This is a genomic window from Ensifer sp. 22521 (assembly GCF_052044795.1).
Classification (GTDB): Bacteria; Pseudomonadota; Alphaproteobacteria; order Rhizobiales; family Rhizobiaceae; genus Ensifer.
The window spans coordinates 181520-199071 of sequence record NZ_JBQENM010000001.1 but is presented as its reverse complement, the minus strand read 5'-3'; the positions used below and the strand labels follow the sequence as shown (position 1 = coordinate 199071).

The 17552-nt window shown below is 61.9% G+C and carries 17 protein-coding genes; 5 read left to right on the top strand and 12 right to left on the bottom strand.

Translation table 11 applies throughout. From position 1 onward, the window contains the following. Positions 1-151 precede the first annotated feature (151 nt). From ACTJKE_RS00900 to ACTJKE_RS00845, 12 genes are all read right to left on the bottom strand, one after another. Entirely contained in the window at positions 152-637 is a 486-nt protein-coding gene (locus ACTJKE_RS00900) for a F0F1 ATP synthase subunit B (RefSeq protein ID WP_057250812.1), read from the bottom strand. A gap of 13 nt (positions 638-650) precedes the next feature. Beyond that, positions 651-1268, bottom strand: coding sequence for a F0F1 ATP synthase subunit B (locus ACTJKE_RS00895; protein ID WP_057250814.1), 618 nt, complete (start codon positions 1266-1268; stop codon positions 651-653). 76 nt (positions 1269-1344) lie between these two features. Continuing rightward, entirely contained in the window at positions 1345-1572 is a 228-nt protein-coding gene (locus tag ACTJKE_RS00890; RefSeq protein ID WP_025426100.1) for a F0F1 ATP synthase subunit C, read from the bottom strand. Positions 1573-1654: 82 nt separating this feature from the next. After that, entirely contained in the window at positions 1655-2407 is a 753-nt protein-coding gene (locus tag ACTJKE_RS00885) for a F0F1 ATP synthase subunit A (RefSeq protein WP_057250816.1), read from the bottom strand. Positions 2408-2467: 60 nt separating this feature from the next. Then, positions 2468-2827: an AtpZ/AtpI family protein gene (locus ACTJKE_RS00880; RefSeq protein WP_057250817.1), complete on the bottom strand. Its 360-nt coding sequence runs from the start codon at positions 2825-2827 to the stop codon at positions 2468-2470. A gap of 302 nt (positions 2828-3129) precedes the next feature. Then, positions 3130-4251 (bottom strand): cell wall hydrolase, encoded by a 1122-nt coding sequence (locus ACTJKE_RS00875; RefSeq protein ID WP_057250819.1) that lies wholly within the window; start codon positions 4249-4251, stop codon positions 3130-3132. A gap of 352 nt (positions 4252-4603) precedes the next feature. After that, positions 4604-6502 carry a potassium transporter Kup gene (locus ACTJKE_RS00870; protein WP_057250821.1) on the bottom strand — a complete coding sequence of 633 codons (1899 nt, stop codon included), beginning with the start codon at positions 6500-6502 and terminating at the stop codon, positions 4604-4606. 16 nt (positions 6503-6518) lie between these two features. Continuing rightward, positions 6519-7496: a magnesium transporter CorA family protein gene (locus tag ACTJKE_RS00865; RefSeq protein WP_093232039.1), complete on the bottom strand. Its 978-nt coding sequence runs from the start codon at positions 7494-7496 to the stop codon at positions 6519-6521. Between the two features lie 547 nt (positions 7497-8043). Beyond that, complete coding sequence (locus ACTJKE_RS00860; protein WP_110878044.1) at positions 8044-9207, bottom strand: Mrp/NBP35 family ATP-binding protein; 1164 nt, start codon at positions 9205-9207, stop codon at positions 8044-8046. Positions 9208-9668: 461 nt separating this feature from the next. After that, positions 9669-10442, bottom strand: coding sequence for a LuxR family transcriptional regulator (locus ACTJKE_RS00855; protein ID WP_057250827.1), 774 nt, complete (start codon positions 10440-10442; stop codon positions 9669-9671). Positions 10443-10584: 142 nt separating this feature from the next. Further along, complete coding sequence (locus ACTJKE_RS00850) at positions 10585-11325, bottom strand: LuxR family transcriptional regulator (RefSeq protein WP_440659871.1); 741 nt, start codon at positions 11323-11325, stop codon at positions 10585-10587. Positions 11326-11519: 194 nt separating this feature from the next. After that, entirely contained in the window at positions 11520-12335 is an 816-nt protein-coding gene (locus ACTJKE_RS00845) for an IclR family transcriptional regulator (RefSeq protein ID WP_162261289.1), read from the bottom strand. A gap of 150 nt (positions 12336-12485) precedes the next feature. On the opposite strand from ACTJKE_RS00845, the gene ACTJKE_RS00840 reads away from it, so the two are divergent. From ACTJKE_RS00840 to ACTJKE_RS00820, 5 genes are all read left to right on the top strand, one after another. Continuing rightward, positions 12486-13256, top strand: a complete 771-nt coding sequence (locus ACTJKE_RS00840; RefSeq protein ID WP_057251097.1) for an SDR family NAD(P)-dependent oxidoreductase — start codon at positions 12486-12488, stop codon at positions 13254-13256. Next, entirely contained in the window at positions 13256-14173 is a 918-nt protein-coding gene (locus ACTJKE_RS00835) for a 2-dehydro-3-deoxygalactonokinase (protein WP_057250831.1), read from the top strand. The genes ACTJKE_RS00840 and ACTJKE_RS00835 overlap by 1 nt, the downstream gene beginning before the upstream one ends. A 15-nt stretch (positions 14174-14188) precedes the next feature. Continuing rightward, positions 14189-14824 (top strand): 2-dehydro-3-deoxy-6-phosphogalactonate aldolase, encoded by a 636-nt coding sequence (locus ACTJKE_RS00830; RefSeq protein WP_057250833.1) that lies wholly within the window; start codon positions 14189-14191, stop codon positions 14822-14824. Further along, entirely contained in the window at positions 14824-15708 is an 885-nt protein-coding gene (locus ACTJKE_RS00825) for an SMP-30/gluconolactonase/LRE family protein (RefSeq protein ID WP_112946296.1), read from the top strand. Before ACTJKE_RS00830 ends, ACTJKE_RS00825 begins: the two co-directional genes overlap by 1 nt. Before the next feature lie 91 nt (positions 15709-15799). Continuing rightward, on the top strand, positions 15800-17524 hold the full coding sequence (locus tag ACTJKE_RS00820) for an IlvD/Edd family dehydratase (RefSeq protein WP_058320427.1): 1725 nt from the start codon (positions 15800-15802) through the stop codon (positions 17522-17524). Positions 17525-17552: the final 28 nt, after the last annotated feature.

Here is a 17552-nt window from a genome sequence, read left to right as displayed (position 1 = left end):
CCCGCCGTGAAGCGGGGGCATGCGCATTGTTGTCTCAGCGATCGCCCAGCGTATCGCCGGCAAGCCAGTGCCTGCAGCCAAACCCGGTGCATGGCCCAAACAAAAAGCCCCGCACAGGGCGGGGCTTTTCAAATCCGGAATGTCCTGAGGCTTAGTTCAGGCGTGCCTTGACTTCGCCAAGCGCCTTCGTGAACAGATCACTCTGTGCACCGGCGTCGGCCTTGGCGGCGACGACCTTCTCGGCAGCGGCAATCGCCAGATCGACGGCAGCGGAACGGACGGCGTTGATCGCGTCGCTTTCAGCCTGCTTGATCTTCTGCTCCGAGAGAGCCGTGCGACGGGCAACGTATTCCTCGGTCTTCTGCTTGGCTTCCGCCGTCAGCATTTCGGCTTCGCGCTGAGCGGCAGCGACGATACCGGCAGCTTCCGCTTCGGCATCCTTACGCTTGCGCTGGTACTCGGCGACAAGGCTCTGTGCTTCTTCGCGCAGACGCTTGGCTTCGGTCAGCTCGTTGCCGATCTTTTCGGCGCGGGCGTCGAGCGCCTTGCCGATCATGCCCGGAACCTTGAGATAGGCGATCAGGACGAAGAACAGGATCAGGCCGACGAGGGCATAGAAGGTCGCATCAAGATGCATGGTTCAGTGCTCCTCAGTTACCGGCCGATGCCTTGACGGCAGCGGTGATCTCGGCCTTGGTGACGGTTCCACCGATCAGCTGCTTGACGACAGCGGTCGCGGTTTCCTCAGCGATGGCGCCGACGTCAGCCAGTGCCTTTGCCTTGATGTCGGCGATGCGGTCTTCCGCAGCCGAAATCTTCTTGGCGAGATCGGCTTCGACGGCCGTGCGGTCTGCATTGGCCTTGGCCTTTGCGGATTCGCGAGCGTCGTCAGCGATCTTGTGACCCTTGGACTTGGCCGTTGCCAGATCCTGCTCGTAGGAAGCGATGGCCGCGTCGGCTTCGCCCTTGAGGCGGGACGCTTCATCGAGATCCTGAGCGATCCGATCGTGACGGGTTTCGAGAATTCCGCCGATACGCGGAATGATGACCTTCGACATCAGGATATAGAAGAGGCCGAACGTGATCGCGAGCCAAAGCAGCTGCGATGCGAAATGGGTCGAATCGAAGGGCGGGAACACGCCGGAGCCAGCCTCGCCTTCGTGGGCCACACCCGTTTCGGTGTGCACCTCACCGGCCGCAGCGGCATCGTGTGCTTCGGCGCCTTCAGTGGTGGTTGACTGCTGGGCATAGGCCGCGGTCACAAACATGCTCACCTCCAGGTGCACTCAAGAATATGCGCGGCCGCGGCCTTTTGACGGGCCGCGGCCGAAACTCCAGCCGATATTAGACGGCGAAGAGGAGGAGCAGGGCTACGAGCAGCGAGAAGATGCCCAGAGCTTCCGTAACGGCGAAGCCGAATACGAGGCGGCCGAACTGACCGTCAGCAGCCGACGGGTTGCGCAGTGCGCCGGACAGGTAGCTGCCGAAGATGTTGCCGAGGCCGAGAGCCGTGCCGGCCATACCGAGGCAAGCGAGACCTGCGCCGATGTACTTTGCTGCTTCCGCTTCCATGTTTGAACTCCTTCGAATGGTGTTGCGGCTTAGGATTGTGCTTCCGGCGGAGGGCCGGCCGAAAGCAAGCGACTGTTATTCCTTAGTGGCTTCCGGGATGGACAGCGTCGTTGAGGTACATGCAGGTCAGTACCGCAAAGACATAGGCCTGGAGGAAGCAGACGAGGAACTCAAGACCGGTGATGGCGACGGTCATGATGAGCGGCAGGATCGCGCCACCGATACCGAGCGCGCCAAGGGCGCTGAGCGACGTGACGAAGCCTGCAAAGACCTTCAGCGTGATGTGGCCGGCCAGCATGTTGGCGAAAAGACGGACCGAGAGGCTGATGGGGCGGGAAAGGAACGAGATGATTTCGATCGCGACGACAAGCGGCAGAAGCACGCCAGGAACACCATGCGGCACGAAAAGCTTCAGGAAACCGAAACCGTGCTTGTAGAAACCATAGAGAATGACGGTACCGATCACAAACAGCGCCAGTGCGAAGGTGACGATGATCTGGCTGGTGATCGTGAAAAAGTACGGGAACATGCCGAGCAGGTTCGCCGTCAGGATGAACATGAACAGCGAGAACACCATCGGGAAGAACTTCATGCCGCCGCTGCCGGCGCCTTCGCGCAGCATCGAGGCGATGAACTCGTAGGACATTTCGGAGACCGACTGCATGCGGTTCGGGATCAGACCGCGCTGCGACGTCGTCAGATACAGGAAGCCTGCGGCAGCACCCACGGTCGCGACCATGAACAGCGACGCATTGGTGAAGGAAAAGTCAATTCCGCCAATCTCGATCGGGACAATCTTGTTGACCAGGAACTGGTGGGTCGGATCGTTTGACACCGCGCTTCTCTTTCGTTCTGCCCGCCCAAGAGCGGAAACCGTTTTCTTCGGGACAACGCCTCAGTGGGCGTCTCCGTCCTTCTTGTCATCCTCAGGGCCGCCTCTTCCAGCTTCCGGTGTTGCCACCATACCGGCCGAGCGCAGCACATTCAGCACGCCAGCGCAGAAGCCAAGAAGCAGGAGGATGATCATGCCCCACGGCCCTGTACCCGCAAAGTGGTCCAAAAGATAGCCCAGAAACGCGCCGACAACGATGCCGGCGATGAATTCGCTCGACAGCTTCATCGCCGCCGCATAGCCCTTACGGCTTTCGGCGGCACGGGCCTCCGCTGCATCAGACGTATGAGGCTTCTTGGCCTCAATCTTATCGCCGAGCTGCTTCAGCCGCGCTTCCAGACTTTCTTCAGGTTTCTCCGCCACGTGGCCACTCCCTTGCCGTCCTGATCGGGTCTCAGACCGCGATTTCGGTCATACAATAGGCCATCGTTCAAGCCACGTTTCGGCCCCATTTGAAGTCGCGCGCAACATAGTTTTAGGCACCCGCATAGTCAAGGCATGCGGGCAGCTTGACCGTGGACAATATTATTACGATAATTCAAATAGTTAGAATTGCAAAGCACGATCCGCGACAAGGTTGTCGCAGGATTCCTGCACTCTGTCGGCTGGAATCTCGGTTCTACGGGTTAGACAGGAAAAGACGGCGGAATCGCGCCAGGCGCCGATCAACTCCAGCCGCCGCCATAGGTCCGGTAGAAGATGTGCATACCGATCTTGCCGACCCGCTTCATCGTCTTTGCCCAGGGCGGATTGACGTAGGTCGCATGGTAATGGGTGGCAGAGCCCACTTCTGGCAGCCAGATCTTGCCGGCCGTGACCGCCATCGCGACTTCCTTGGCCATTTTCCAGTGCGAGCGCGAATAGATCAGGTCCCGGATCATGTCGCAGGCGAAGGAAAACTGGCAACGGTTGCGCCAGGTCTTGTTCTGATAGACGACGCCGCAGATGGTTTTCGGATAGGTCGGATTGCGGACGCGATTGAGAATCACTTGAGCGACGGCCGCCTGGCCCTTGAGCGACTCGCTGCGCGCTTCGAAATAGATGCCTTCGGCCAGGCAGGCCTGCTCTTCCTTGCTGAATACGGCCGAGGGCAGCACCGTTGCCGCCCAAGCGTGGTCGTCAGGCGCGATTTCGGGAATGAAGCGGCCAGCGTTCTTGTCCTCGCGCAGGATCGAATCGAAGGGTGATTCACGCGCATAGTCCGGCTCGGGCCGGACGTAAGCAGTCGCAAGAATGTCGGGCTTGTCGTTCGTCACGAGCTTGGCCAGCATCGGCGAAACGCCGGGATCCGCCTTTGGCGGCTTCTTTCCATAGAAGGCCGTGGCGATCTCGATCTCCTTGCCCTTGATGCGCGCCTTGGCGAAGACCATTTTCTCGCCCTCCTCGAAGCGCGGCTCCGTGAGGGAACTCGTGCGCTGCAGGATGGAGCCGGCGCTGAAATCCTTGGGCGGCGTCATCGGCGTGACGGCGACGATGCGTCCCTTCTTGTCGCGGCGGTTGATACGCTCTTCGTCTGGCGTGCCGGAATGCTTGGTCTCGGACGTGAGTGCGACATGGCTGCCGTCGGGCATGTTGATGCCGGCGCCGCCATCGAGCGCGCCCGTCGTGATCGGATCGGCAAAGACCATCTCGACTTCGTGGATCGAGCCCGCCGGCGACGGCGTCATGTACATGCGCCAGCGCTCACCGCCACGATTGATGCCGGAGAGAAAGGTCGCGAGATCCGCATAGGCCGCAACGGAAGGGAAGCCGAGATAGAGCGCGAGGCCGATGATTGCAGGCGCCATCCACGTGGACACGTTCAGGCGAGACTTTTGACGCAGGTTCCGACTCTTACGCACCAACCGACTCCACGCAACGCTTGACGAACGGCACGGCTTTGCCCGCGCCGGCAAGAAGCCAGCGTCGGAGATTCCGCGCGGGAAGCTAAGACAATGAGGCGGCCGGACACCCCGCCGGAGCCGCTTCGTTCGAGCTTTGAAAATGAAGCATTAACCTTGATGTTTAGTTAATGCAGCCTCGCTGAAGAACACGGCCGTCATAACGCGAACGGAGCCGCCCCGGCCGGGTACGGCTCCGCTTTATCCGACTGTGTGCGCGAAGCCCCTGCCCGGTACACCAGGTTGAGGGACGCAAGGATCAGATGATGACGTGCGAGCCGAGTTCGACGACGCGGTTGGTCGGCAGGCGGAAATAGTCCGAGGGGTCGATCGCCGCATTGGCCAGTGCGATGAACAGCCGGTCCTGCCAATGGGGCATGCCGGATTCGGCATCGGGCACGAGCTTGCGGCGACCGAGATAGAAGGAGGTCGACATGATGTCGAACTTCAGCCCCGATTTGCGGAAAAGGCCGAGCGCCTGCGAGACGTTCTGCGTTTCCATGAAGCCGAAGCGCATCTCGAGCAGCGTGAAGCGATCCGAAAGCGGCTGCATGCTCACCCGCTCCGACTTCGGCACTTTCGGTGTATTGGCGGTACGGATCGTCAGAATGAAGTTCTGATTGTGCAGCACATGATTGTGCTTGATGTTGTGGAGCAGTGCGGCCGGGGTCGATTCCGGATCGCTCGTCAGGAACACGGCCGTGCCGGGAACGGCCACCGGTGCATGCTCGCTCTTGCGCTCGATCGACTTGATGAAGCTCGCAAGCGGAATGTCGATGTGGCGCGTCTTGGCGTGCAGGATCTCGGTTCCGCGCCGCCAGGTCCACATGATGACGATGAAGGTGGCGGCGATCAGCACCGGCACGTAACCGCCGTCGTGGATCTTCAGCATGTTGGCGCCGAGGAAGATGAACTCAAGCCCAAACAGCGGCAGCAACACCGCCGCCGCCCAGAGCCCGGACCAATTCCAGCGCGTGCGCAGGAACTCGAACGAAAGCACCGTCGTCACCACCATCGCGCCGGTGACCGAGATGCCGTAGGCGGTGGCGAGCGATTCCGACGAGCCGAAGACGAAGACGAGCGCCATGACGCCGAACATCAGCAGCGTGTTGACGTTCGGAAGATAGATCTGACCCGTATGCGTCTCCGACGTGTGGAAGATCGCCATGCGCGGCAGGAAGCCCAGGTGGATCGCCTGACGCGTCAGCGAAAAGGCCCCTGTTATCACTGCCTGGCTGGCAATAATGGTCGCCGCCGTCGCCAAGATGACGACCGGTAGCAGCGCCCATTTCGGGAACATCAGGAAGAACGGATCGGACATCGCTTCCGGGTTCTGCAGCACGAAGGCACCTTGCCCCAGATAGTTGAGGGTCAGCGCCGGGAAGACGACCAGGAACCAGGCCCATTGGATCGGTCGGCGACCGAAATGTCCGAGGTCGGCGTAGAGCGCCTCGGCACCCGTCACCGTCAGGAAAACGGCGCCAAGGACGATGATGCCGACATAGCCTTCATTCAGCATGAAGCTCACGGCATAGTAAGGATTGAAGGCCTTGAAGATCGTCAGGTCGTCGGAAATGTGGACGAGGCCGATCCAGCCCATCACCAGGAACCAGACCAGCGTGATCGGCCCGAAGAAGTTGGAGACGGCCGCCGTTCCCTTGGACTGCACCGCAAACAGCATGAGCAGGATGACCACCGCGATCGGAACCACGTATTCCGATAGCGCCGGCGTCACCAGCTTCAGACCTTCGACCGCCGAAAGAACGGACAAGGCCGGCGTGATCATCGCATCACCGATGAAAAGTGCTGCACCCGCGATCCCCATGAAGAAGAGGATCGATGCGTGCCCGTTGGCGGACTTCATCAGAAGAGCGAGCAACGACAGCGTGCCGCCCTCCCCCTGGTTGTCGGCGCGCAGCAGGAACAGCACGTACTTGATCGTGACGATAATCGTCAGCGTCCAGATCATCAGCGAGATCAGGCCGATAATCTCCACGTCGGTCACGCCGTCGTGGGAAACCGGGCGCAGCGCTTCGCGAAAGGCATAGAGCGGGCTGGTGCCGATATCGCCGTAGACGACACCGATCGAGCCAAGCCCGAGGATCAGCAGGCGGCGCAGATCCTTCGGCTCGTGGGAGGGGGCATGCGGTTGGGTCATGCAAACCTACTGGCGTTCACAGCCAGCCTTTCCAGCGGAAGAAGAAAAAGGGGATGACGGCCGATATCACCATCGCCGCAATCGCCCAGGGATAGCCGAAGTGCCATTCCAGTTCGGGCATAACGCGGAAGTTCATGCCGTAGACCGAAGCGACCAGGGTCGGCGGCAGCAGGACGACCGACGCGATCGAGAAAATCTTGATGATGGCGTTCTGCTCGACGTTGATCAGACCCAGCGACGCATCAAGCAGGAAGGTGATGTTGCCGGAAATGAAACTTGCGTGCTCGGAAAGCGACTGGATGTCGCGGGAGATCGAACGGCAGAGTTCGCGCGTGTCCTTGTCTTCCTGCACCTCCGGAACAGTGTAGACGAAGGTCAGCAGGCGCGAGAGCGAGGCAAGGCTGTCACGCGTCTTGGCGACGAGGCGATGATGGCCAGCGACATCACGCAAGCGCGCCTCGAGATAATGCGGCGACCGGCGCTTGCCTGCAGCCTTGTCGCTGAAGACGTCGATCGACAGATCGTCGATCTTGGTGACCGCCTGCTCGAGAATCTCGGCGGTTCGGTCGGCGACCGTTTCCAGAAGCCGGGTCAGGACAACCGCGCCATCGCGGCAACCGCCCGGGAAGCGATGCATCGATGTCTTGAAGAGGGTGAACGACCGGGGTTCGGCATAGCGGATGGTGACAAGCCGGCCACCCGACAGGATGAAGCCGACATCCGTCAGTCCAGGGATATCCGTATCCGAACGGAACACCAGTGACGCCGTCATGAACACGGCACTCTCCTCGACATAGAGGCGGCTCGACGGTTCGATGTCCTTCAGATCGTCGCGTGTTGGGATGGAAATGCCGAGAAGCTTCTCCATCATCAGGTCTTCTGCCTTGGTGGGCTCGACCAGATCCAGCCAGATGACATCGGGACGCAATTTTTCGGGTGGTTCGGCCGGTGTCAGAACGACGGCTGTCCCATCGGCGCAATAGCCGGTGATCATGCGACCGTCCTCGTCATGCGAAACTGACAGCGCGGCCCGTCTTCTGAGACGCGCAAGGGTCGCTGTAACACATTGAGCGGCTGCATAATTTTATCCTTAAATCGATTCCGATCTAAGCAATCATGCAGCGTGCCGAACCGCGAAGGCGAAAGGTCGTGCGCCACAAAATACCCGCAATAGAGATCCATCGGATGGAGCGTTCCGCCAGTCAGGACAAAGTCTTCAACTCAGTCATCGCGCGAGGCCAAAATCTCCGGCGAGCGGGCGTCAAGTTGGGCACCTTCGCAAGTGCGGCAAGGCATATGGCGCAACGCAAACGCAAAATCAATGCCCCCTTGCAATCCGGCACGCGGGCATGTGCCGCCATACCGGCACCACCCTACCGCATGTTTGCTTAAATCAAAATCGAATCAAGGGCAAAACGATTCGGTGCCGAGCGTCACGTCATGCCTGACGTGCAAAGTCGCTGCAGCGCCTTGAGTTGCGGCCTGTTCCGGAACGGGGAGAACCGCGGCCCGGAAAGACCAGACGGCCTCCCTGCAAACCGTCACTCGAAGACAATGGTCGGCGCGGCGCGGCTCTTGTCCTGCTGCGCGGCGGATATCTGATCCCAGACCTTGGTGGCGATATCGCGATAGACACGCGCGATCTCACCGCTCGGGTCGGACGCGACGAGCGGTGTCCCGGCGTCCGACGTTTCGCGAATTCCCATGGTCAGGGGCACTTCGCCGAGGAACGGGACGCCGATGCGCTCGGCTTCCTTGCGCGCGCCGCCATGGCCGAAGATATCGTAGCGCTTGCCGGTGTCGGGCGCGATGAAATAGCTCATGTTCTCGACGATGCCGAGAACCGGGACTTCCACCTTGCGGAACATGGCCAGGCCCTTGCGGGCATCGATCAGGGCGAGATCCTGCGGCGTCGAGACGATGACGGCGCCGGCGAGCGGCACCTGCTGGGCCATGGTGAGCTGGGCGTCGCCCGTGCCGGGCGGCATGTCGACGACCAGCACATCGAGATCGCCCCAGGCGACTTCCCGCAGCATCTGCAGCAGGGCCGACTGGATCATCGGTCCGCGCCAGATCATCGCCACTTCCTCATCGACGAGGAAGCCCATGGACATGACCTTGAGACCGTAATTCTCCATCGGGCGGATAAGGCGCCCTTCGATCTGTTGCGGCCTTCCGGAAATCTTCAGAAGGCGTGGCATCGACGGGCCGTAGATATCGGCATCGAGCAGGCCAACCCTCAGGCCATTTGCCTTCAGCGCCAGCGCCAGGTTGACCGAGGTCGTCGACTTGCCGACACCGCCCTTGCCGGAGGCAACCGCGATGATGGCGCCGACGCCCGGAATTCCAGCCTTGGCCGGCGGGCCGCCGGCGGGACGCGGCGCATGGGAATGGCCGGCATGAGGCGCTGCCGAGGGCTGCGGACGCTGCACCGGGGCGCCGGCGGGCGCCGCCTTGCGGTCGGCGGTCAGTGCAACCATGGCCGCCGTGATCCCCGGGATGTCGCGCACGACGCGCTCGGCTGCGGCCCGCATCGGCTCCAGTTCCTTGGCGCGGTCGGCCGGCACGGTGATCGAGAAATAGGCCTTGCCATCGGAGATGAAGACATCAGACACAAGTCCGAGGTCGACGATGTTGCCTTCCATGCCCGGGCCACGCACCGTGCGCAGCTTCTCAAGGACCACTTCTTTCGTGACTTCCGGCATCGCGCCCTCTCATTCTTTTGTTATCCCTTAGATAGTCGAGGCGGGGCGCTTCGCCAATGCGACATAACGGAAAAAGGAAGGGCCACCGTCCACCCCGGTGTCCGTACATCCGGGATCACCTTGAGGCGGGCAGTGGCCCTTTCGATCGCGACCTTCGTGGGCGCTGTCTTCTTTTTAGTCCCCTCTGGACATGCCAATAGAAATGCAGGATGCGTGCCAGATTCAAATTCGGCAAGAATAGCAAGCAATTTCAAATAGATGTATAAATTCTCAACGCCTGATGCGGCCAGAGCATCTGCCCAGATTCTGAGCACCTCTCTGCAAATCGTCCAAGGATGGAGCAAATCAGCCGCGGCGGTGGGCGATCTCAGCGGCAAAGGAACGCGGGCGGCAGCCTTCGTGATCGCAACGGAGACGGAGGGCACGCGAGAAGAGGAAAACGGCCTTCGACGCCGGGAGGGCTAGCTGATGTAGCCCTTCTTCATCGCCTTTACGACCGCTTGGGTGCGGTTCACGGCGTCGAGCTTCTTGGTCACGTGATTGAGGTAGTGATTGACCGTATGTTCGGAGAGCCCGAGGATGCCGGCGATCTCGGCACTGGTCTTTCCGGCCGCCGTCCAGCTCAGGCACTGGATCTCGCGCTCCGAAAGCGCCGCGCCGCTGCTCTTCCACACAGAGCCGATCTCGGCGAGGCGATTGTAGACATGGATCGCAATCATCTGCAGTTCCATGGTCACCGTCATCGGCAATTCGACCAGCGGGCCCATGAGAATGACCGCGCCGCGGCCACCCTCGGCGTCGTGAACAGGGAAATAGCTTGCCTGGAAGATGCCGTTCTCGCGCAGCATCGCGATGTACTCGGCCGCCGTCTCCGGCTTGCCGCCCTCGCCTTCCCAGGCGTCCAGCGTCACCTGGAACGGCGTCGTCGTCTCGCGCAGGCGGCGCACGCCGGTGCTGAAGCGCAGCATCGACAGGCTGTCATATTTGTTCAGCAGTTCCGCCGGCATATTGGAGATGACCGTGCTCGCGGCCAGCCGCTCCACGTCGATCGAGGGGATCGAGCAGATCAGAAAGGTCTTGAAGCCGAAGACCTGCGTAATCCGCCGCATATAGCGGATGATATCGAACTGGGTCTCAAGCTTTGCGATCTCGGACGCGAAATCACCGCCCCGGGGCAGATCTGCGTCAGTCATCCCGGTCGTCATCGTATCCTGCATTCGCGCGTTCCATGGCATTCATCAAGTATCAAATAGACCGAGCGGCCTGCCAATGCCAACAGATGATCGAGATTCCCTGCCTCCTCGGCCCAAAAGTCTGTGTATTTCTCTCGCGAAGCGCAGACAGTGCCGTTCGCTTCAGGCGCGGCCGGCACCGATCTCAATTGATGAGACCGGCGCGCATGGCCTTGGCGACGGTCTGGACGCGGTTGACCGAGTCCAGCTTGCGCGTCGCACGGTTGAGGTAATGGTTGACCGTATACTCGGACAGCGCCAGGATTTTCGCCATCTCACTGGTGGTCTTGCCGGCAGCCGCCCAGCGCAGGCACTCCACCTCGCGGCGCGAAAGACTGCCCGGCCCGCGCCGATCGCGGTCGCGAACTTCCATGTACTTGCTATAGAGCAGGCCCGCCCACAGATTGAGTTCCTGCAACTCATCGTTCGAGACGACGGAACGATCACCGCCAAAAGCGATGGCCGCGCGATGGCCGCTCGCATCATGTACCGGCAGATAGAGGCCGCGCGGCATGTTCGCCTGTTCGAAGACACAAATGGCCGCATCGCCCTTGCCGTCGGACCGACGGCGCGCCAGCTGATGCGCGTCATAGGTGAAGGGAATGGTGCTGCGGCGCAGGCGCTGGATCACCGGGCTGCCACTAATCAGGCCCGCGCTGTCATACCCCTGCAAGAACGCGGTCGGATAATTGGTCATAAGTGCGTTGGCCGTCAGGCTGCTGCAGCCCGTGTCCGGAACCGCAAGAACCAGAAAGCCGCGGAAGCCATAGGCATCCGCTACCTGGGCGATCACTCGCCGAAAGTCTTCTTCGCAACAGATCGGCCCCCTGATGCTCCGCCCATCAGGAAGCGTCAACGACGACAAATTCGCGCTGAAATCGATCATCTTCCGCCCTTCTCCACATCCGGCGCCAAAGAAAGGCCGGCCGCTGACGCCGCATGAAGACCACGTCAAAAATTCTACAAATACCAAAACCAAACCAGACTAAGACCATCCACGAACCTGAGTCTGATATATTAAAGCTACCGAGCTTGACGCGCCGCGTCTAGTCGATGTTTCTAATTTACCGTAAAGTGAATTCAAGGTCCACCACGTCCGGGCCCAAGCCGGATCGCGGCCTCCTCGGCAATCGCCCGAGCCGCTTCGCGCACAGGTGCCGCCCAAGCCACCAGTTGCTCCATGCTCACCCTGTAGGCCGGCCCCGTCACCGATATCCCCGCCGCAAGCTCGCTACCGGGGATAGCAATGGGTGCAGCCACGCAACGAATTTCCGCTTCATGCTCCTCGCAATCGAAGGCATGGCCGTCGCGCCTGATCTCTTCGACTTCCGCCAGCAGCGTCGCCGCCGAACGATGCGTGTGCGAAGTGAAAGGATGAAACGCGGTTCTCGCCAGCACATGCTTCAGCACCGGCTGCGCCAGCAAGGACAACGCCGCCTTGCCGATGCCGGTGCAATAGGCGGGCGAGGCCTTGCCGATCTGCGAGCTCATGCGCACCGTCTGACGGCTCTCGACCTTGTCGACATAGACGATCTCCGTTTCGCGCAGGATGCCGAGATGCACGGTCTCGCCGGTCAATTCGTGCAGGCGCTGCAGGTGCGGTTCGGCAACGTCGCGAAAGCGGTTGGCAGACCAGGAACGATAGGCAAGCGTCAGCAGCCGGAGGCCGGGCTCATAGGAGAGATCCCGGCGCTGAATGAGCAGCCCTTCCTCGACGAGGTGGCTGAGCAACCGGTGCAATGTGCCGCGCGGCTGGCCGGATCGGGCAAGAATATCGGTAAAGCGCTGCGGGCCGTCTGCCGTGACCACCGCTTCCAGCACGGCAATCGCCTTGCCGAGCGTGCCGGTACCGGCCTCCCCTCGCCCCTCGTCCGCCACCATCATGTCGTTTGTCATCGTCGTTCGCTTGTCTTCAAGTGGCGTCGCGTCGCGCGCCTGATCTTGACAAGATAGACGCTTCGAAACGATAATTCCACATACTAAAATCAAGTTCCAAATAATGGAACAATCATACGCTTAGAACGGTCTTACGAGGGAATGAGGGACATGCCGGCGCCCAAGGCACAATTTCACGATTTGCGCGACCGCTGCGTGCTGGTAACCGGCGGCGGCTCGGGCATCGGCGCGGCCCTGGTCGAGGGTTTCGTGCGCCAGGGCGCGCGGGTCGCCTTCGCCGATATCGACGAGCGGGCAAGTGCCGAGCTCGTCGAACGGCTTGCTGATCAAACGGGCTACAAGCCGCATTTCATCCCCGGCGACCTGCGCGATATCGAAGCGGTGCGTCATACGGCGGAAGCGGCGGCAGCATCGCTCGGTGCGATCCATGTGCTCGTCAACAATGCGGCGCGCGATGATCGCCAGGCATTGGAAGCCGTGACTGAAGAGATCTGGGACGAAAGCCAGGCCGTCAATCTCAGGCACCTCTTCTTCATGAGCCAGTCGATCGTGCCGCACATGCGGCAAGCGGGCGGCGGTTCGATCGTCAATTTCTCCTCGATCGCCTTTCTGCTCAACATGGGCGAGATTCCAGCCTATGCCACGGCGAAGGCCGGTATCGTCGGTCTGACCAAATCGCTCGCCGGCAGGCTCGGGCCCGACAATATCCGCGTCAACGCAATCCTGCCCGGCATGATCGTCACCGAACGGCAGAAGCGGCTGTGGCTGAACGACGTGGCGATCGCCGAGATGCAGGAAAGGCAGTGCCTGAAACGCAGCCTAACCGCCGACGATCTCGTCGGGCCCTGCCTTTACCTCGCGTCGGACTGCTCCGCGGGCATGACGGCGCAAACAATGATCATCGATGGAGGCGCACTGTGATGACGGCAGCCTATTATGCGGCAGTCGACTGGGGAACGACGAGTTTCCGACTGTGGATCATCGGCGAGGATGGCTCGGTGCTTGCCGAACGCCGCAGCGGCGAAGGCATGACGACCGCCAGCAAGGCCGGTTTCCACACGATCCTGGAACGCCACCTCGCTGCCGTCGACGCGCCGAGCCACCTGCCGGCGATCATCTGCGGCATGGCCGGCGCCAAGCAGGGCTGGGTCGAGGCCGGCTATATTGATACCCCCGCGGCCCTTGCCGACATCGCTTCCCATGCGGTTGCGGTGCCGGATCGCGATCGTGACATCCGCATCCTGCCGGGTCTCGCGCAACGCGACATGCGGCACCCGGACGTCATGCGCGGCGAGGAGACGCAATTGCTCGGCGCTGCCGGCGAACTCGGCCGCGGCCGACACCTCGTCTGCATGCCGGGCACGCACAGCAAATGGGTTCGCCTCGAAGACGGCGCCGTTAGCGGCTTTTCCACTTTCATGACCGGCGAACTGTTCGACGTGATTTCGAAGCACTCGATCCTCAGCCACTCGATCGCAGATGCCCATGCGTTTTCCGGCGATCACCCTGCCTTCGCGGCGGCGGTAGCCGAGGCACGCACCAATCCCGCCTTGGGGACCAGCTTGGTCTTCGGCGCGCGCGCCGGACAATTGCTGCACGGCGCCAGTGCGACCGACGCCAAGGCCTTGTTGTCGGGCACGTTGATCGGCCTTGAGATCGCCGGCGCGCTGGCGTCAGCCAAGACGATCGACAGCATCTGCCTCGTGGCCTCCGGTTCACTCGGTACACTTTATCAAGCCGCGCTTGAAAGCCTCGACCGCCCGCTTCGGGTCGTCGACGCCGACACGGCAGTCCGCGCCGGCCTTTCGACCGCCGCCCAGGCGATCTGGCCTCTCTGAACGAAAGACAAGCTCATGACCCGCATTCCCTTCCCGCCGATGAAGTACCCGCTGATCGCGATCCTGCGTGGCCTCAAGCCCGAGGAGACCGAAGGCGTCGTCGGGGCGCTGATCGAAACCGGCTTCACTGCGATCGAGATCCCGCTGAACTCCCCCGATCCGTTCCGCTCGATCGAGACGGCGGTGAAAATGGCACCGGAAAATTGCCTGATCGGCGCCGGCACGGTGCTGACGACGGCACAGGTGGAGCAGCTTGCCGATGTCGGGGGCCAATTGATGGTCAGCCCGAACGTCGAACCGGCGGTGATTTCGCTTGCGGCACAGAAGGGCATGGTTACCATGCCCGGCGTGCTCACCCCGACCGAGGCGCTTTCGGCCGCGGCAGCGGGCGCGACCGGCCTCAAGTTCTTCCCGGCAAGCGTGCTCGGGCCATCGGGCATTACCGCGATCCGCGCGATCCTGCCGCCCGACCTCGAGATTGCCGCCGTCGGTGGCGTTTCCGATGCCAACTTCGGCGACTACGCCAAGGCCGGCATTCGCAGCTTCGGCCTCGGCTCGAGCCTCTACAAGCCGGGCATGAGCGGCGCCGAAGTCCGCGAACGCGCCGTCGCAACGATCAAGGCCTATGACGCCGTCTACGGAGCACGCTGATGAGCGATACCATTCCTTTTTCCGGCAGCATCCTTTGCGAATCGCCCTCGATTCTCGGGGAAGGCCCGACCTATGACCCCGTCAGCGGCACCGCCTGGTGGTTCAACATCAAGGGCCAGGAACTGCATGAGCTACATCTCGAAACCGGCCGCAAGGCTGTACATAACCTGCCATTCCTCGGCAGCGTGCTTGCCGTCATCGATCCATCCCGGCAACTGATTGCCTCCGATCAGGGGCTTTTCCTCAGGGATACGCAGACAGGCACCTTCAGCCTCCTGACCACGCTTGAGGACAAGCCCGGCAATCGCTCAAACGACGGCCGCGTGCACGCTTCCGGTTCGTTGTGGATCGGCACCATGGGCCGCAGCGCCGAGAAGGGCGCCGGCGCGATCTATCACGTCGCCGGCACGAAGGTGACGAAGCTCTACGACAGGATCACCATTCCCAACAGCATCTGCTTTTCGCCGGATGGGACGATCGCCTACTTCGTCGACACCGACATTAACCACCTGATGCGCGTCGATATCGATGCCGAGACCGGGCTGCCGAAGGGCGAGCCCACCCTGCTTGTCGACAGCAGTGGCGAAGCCGGTGGCATCGACGGCTCCGTGTGCGATGCCGATGGTCTGATATGGAATGCCCGCTGGGGCAGCGGCAGGGTCGACGTCTACAGGCCCGACGGTGCACGGATCGCGCGCTACGCGATGCCGGCAACGCAGCCGAGCTGCACAGCCTTCATCGGGGCGAAGGCCGACCGCATGCTGGTGACATCCGCCTGGCAAGACCTGGACGATGCAGCGCGCGCGGCCGATCCGCATGCCGGCAAGACCTTCGATCTCGGCATCAGCGTCAAGGGCCGGTTTGAACCATCGTTCCGCCTCTGAGCGGAAGCGCGACTAACCTCTTGGCGAAGCGCCAATAAAAAGTCATACAATTCGGCCACGCGTTTCATCGCATGGTGAGGAGGAAGCTCGCATGAGCGACAAGAAGAAAGAACTGCGCAGCCGTCACTGGTACGGCGGCACCGACAAGGATGGATTTATCCATCGCTCCTGGATGAAGAACCAGGGATTTCCGGACCACGTTTTCGACGGCCGTCCGATCATCGGTATCTGCAACACCTGGTCGGAACTGACGCCCTGCAACAGCCACCTTCGCATCCTTGCCGAAGGGGTGAAGCGTGGCGTCTGGGAAGCCGGCGGCTTCCCGGTCGAGTTCCCGGTCTCCTCGCTCGGCGAGACGCAGATGCGCCCGACCGCGATGCTCTTCCGCAACCTGCTCGCGATGGACGTCGAAGAGGCGATCCGCGCCTATGGCATCGACGGCGTGGTTCTGCTCGGCGGCTGCGACAAGACGACGCCAGGCCAGCTGATGGGCGCTGCCTCCGTCGACCTGCCGACCATCGTCGTCTCCTCCGGACCGATGCTCAACGGCAAATGGAAGGGCAAGGACATCGGCTCCGGCACGGATGTCTGGAAGTTCTCCGAGGCCGTGCGCGCCGGCGAAATGAGCCTGCAGGAATTCATGGCGGCCGAAAGCGGCATGTCGCGGTCGCCGGGCGTGTGCATGACGATGGGCACGGCCACCACCATGGCCTCGATCGTCGAGGCGATGGGCCTGTCGTTGCCGACCAATGCGGCGCTTCCGGCCGTCGACGCCCGCCGCATGGCGCTGTCGCACATGACCGGCAAACGCATCGTCGAGATGGTGCATGAGGACCTGCGCCTGTCGAAGGTGCTGACCAAGAAGAACTTCGAAAACGGCATCATCGCCAATGCCGCCGTCGGCGGTTCGACCAATGCGGTCGTCCACATGCTGGCGATTGCCGGGCGCGCCGGCGTCGATCTCTGTCTCGAGGATTTCGACCGGGTCGGCAGCCAGGTTCCGTGCATCGTCAACTGCATGCCGTCGGGCAAGTATCTGATCGAAGATCTCGCCTATGCCGGCGGCCTGCCGGCCGTGATGAACCGCATCCAGCATCTGCTGCATGCCGATGCGCCGACGGTCTTCGGCGTGCCGATCAGCAAGTATTGGGAAGATGCCGAGGTCTACAACGACGACGTCATCCGTCCCCTCGATAATCCGCTCAGGGCGGCCGCCGGCATCCGCGTGCTCAAGGGCAACCTTGCGCCGAACGGTGCTGTCATCAAGCCGTCGGCTGCGAGCGAGCATCTGCTCGTACACGAGGGCCCGGCCTATGTCTTCGAAACGATCGAGGAACTGAAGGCGAAGATCGACGATCCTGATCTGCCGGTGACCGAGGACACCATTCTCGTGCTCAAGGGCTGCGGGCCCAAGGGCTATCCGGGCATGGCCGAGGTCGGCAACATGCCGATCCCGCGGCGGCTGGTGGAAAAAGGCGTGCGCGATATGGTGCGCGTTTCGGATGCCCGCATGTCCGGCACCGCCTTCGGCACCGTGGTCTTGCATGTCAGCCCGGAATCGAATGCCGGCGGGCCGCTCGCCATCGTCAAAACCGGCGATCGTATCCGCCTCGACGCGATGAAGGGCGAACTCAACCTGATGATCAGCGAGGAAGAGTTTGCGACGCGCATGGCTGCCTGGCAGGCGCCGCCGCAGAAATGGACGCGCGGCTACTACAAGCTCTACCAGGATACGGTGCTGCAGGCCGACAAGGGCGCAGACCTGGATTTCCTCGTCGGCGGCAGCGGCAGCGAGGTTCTGCGCGAAAGCCACTGACGACGACGCGTCGCAACGGTAATTCGCG

What these genes read in the sequence shown, in the direction of transcription:
- ACTJKE_RS00900 (WP_057250812.1), bottom strand. Translation starts at nt 637, where the DNA reads ATGCATCTTGATGCGACCTTCTATGCCCTCGTCGGCCTGATCCTGTTC.
- ACTJKE_RS00895 (WP_057250814.1), bottom strand. Translation starts at nt 1,268, where the DNA reads ATGTTTGTGACCGCGGCCTATGCCCAGCAGTCAACCACCACTGAAGGC.
- ACTJKE_RS00890 (WP_025426100.1), bottom strand. Translation starts at nt 1,572, where the DNA reads ATGGAAGCGGAAGCAGCAAAGTACATCGGCGCAGGTCTCGCTTGCCTC.
- ACTJKE_RS00875 (WP_057250819.1), bottom strand. Translation starts at nt 4,251, where the DNA reads ATGGCGCCTGCAATCATCGGCCTCGCGCTCTATCTCGGCTTCCCTTCC.
- ACTJKE_RS00870 (WP_057250821.1), bottom strand. Translation starts at nt 6,502, where the DNA reads ATGACCCAACCGCATGCCCCCTCCCACGAGCCGAAGGATCTGCGCCGC.
- ACTJKE_RS00865 (WP_093232039.1), bottom strand. Translation starts at nt 7,496, where the DNA reads ATGATCACCGGCTATTGCGCCGATGGGACAGCCGTCGTTCTGACACCG.
- ACTJKE_RS00860 (WP_110878044.1), bottom strand. Translation starts at nt 9,207, where the DNA reads ATGCCGGAAGTCACGAAAGAAGTGGTCCTTGAGAAGCTGCGCACGGTG.
- ACTJKE_RS00855 (WP_057250827.1), bottom strand. Translation starts at nt 10,442, where the DNA reads ATGCCATGGAACGCGCGAATGCAGGATACGATGACGACCGGGATGACT.
- ACTJKE_RS00850 (WP_440659871.1), bottom strand. Translation starts at nt 11,325, where the DNA reads ATGATCGATTTCAGCGCGAATTTGTCGTCGTTGACGCTTCCTGATGGG.
- ACTJKE_RS00845 (WP_162261289.1), bottom strand. Translation starts at nt 12,335, where the DNA reads ATGACAAACGACATGATGGTGGCGGACGAGGGGCGAGGGGAGGCCGGT.
- ACTJKE_RS00840 (WP_057251097.1), top strand. Translation starts at nt 12,486, where the DNA reads ATGCCGGCGCCCAAGGCACAATTTCACGATTTGCGCGACCGCTGCGTG.
- ACTJKE_RS00835 (WP_057250831.1), top strand. Translation starts at nt 13,256, where the DNA reads ATGACGGCAGCCTATTATGCGGCAGTCGACTGGGGAACGACGAGTTTC.
- ACTJKE_RS00830 (WP_057250833.1), top strand. Translation starts at nt 14,189, where the DNA reads ATGACCCGCATTCCCTTCCCGCCGATGAAGTACCCGCTGATCGCGATC.
- ACTJKE_RS00825 (WP_112946296.1), top strand. Translation starts at nt 14,824, where the DNA reads ATGAGCGATACCATTCCTTTTTCCGGCAGCATCCTTTGCGAATCGCCC.
- ACTJKE_RS00820 (WP_058320427.1), top strand. Translation starts at nt 15,800, where the DNA reads ATGAGCGACAAGAAGAAAGAACTGCGCAGCCGTCACTGGTACGGCGGC.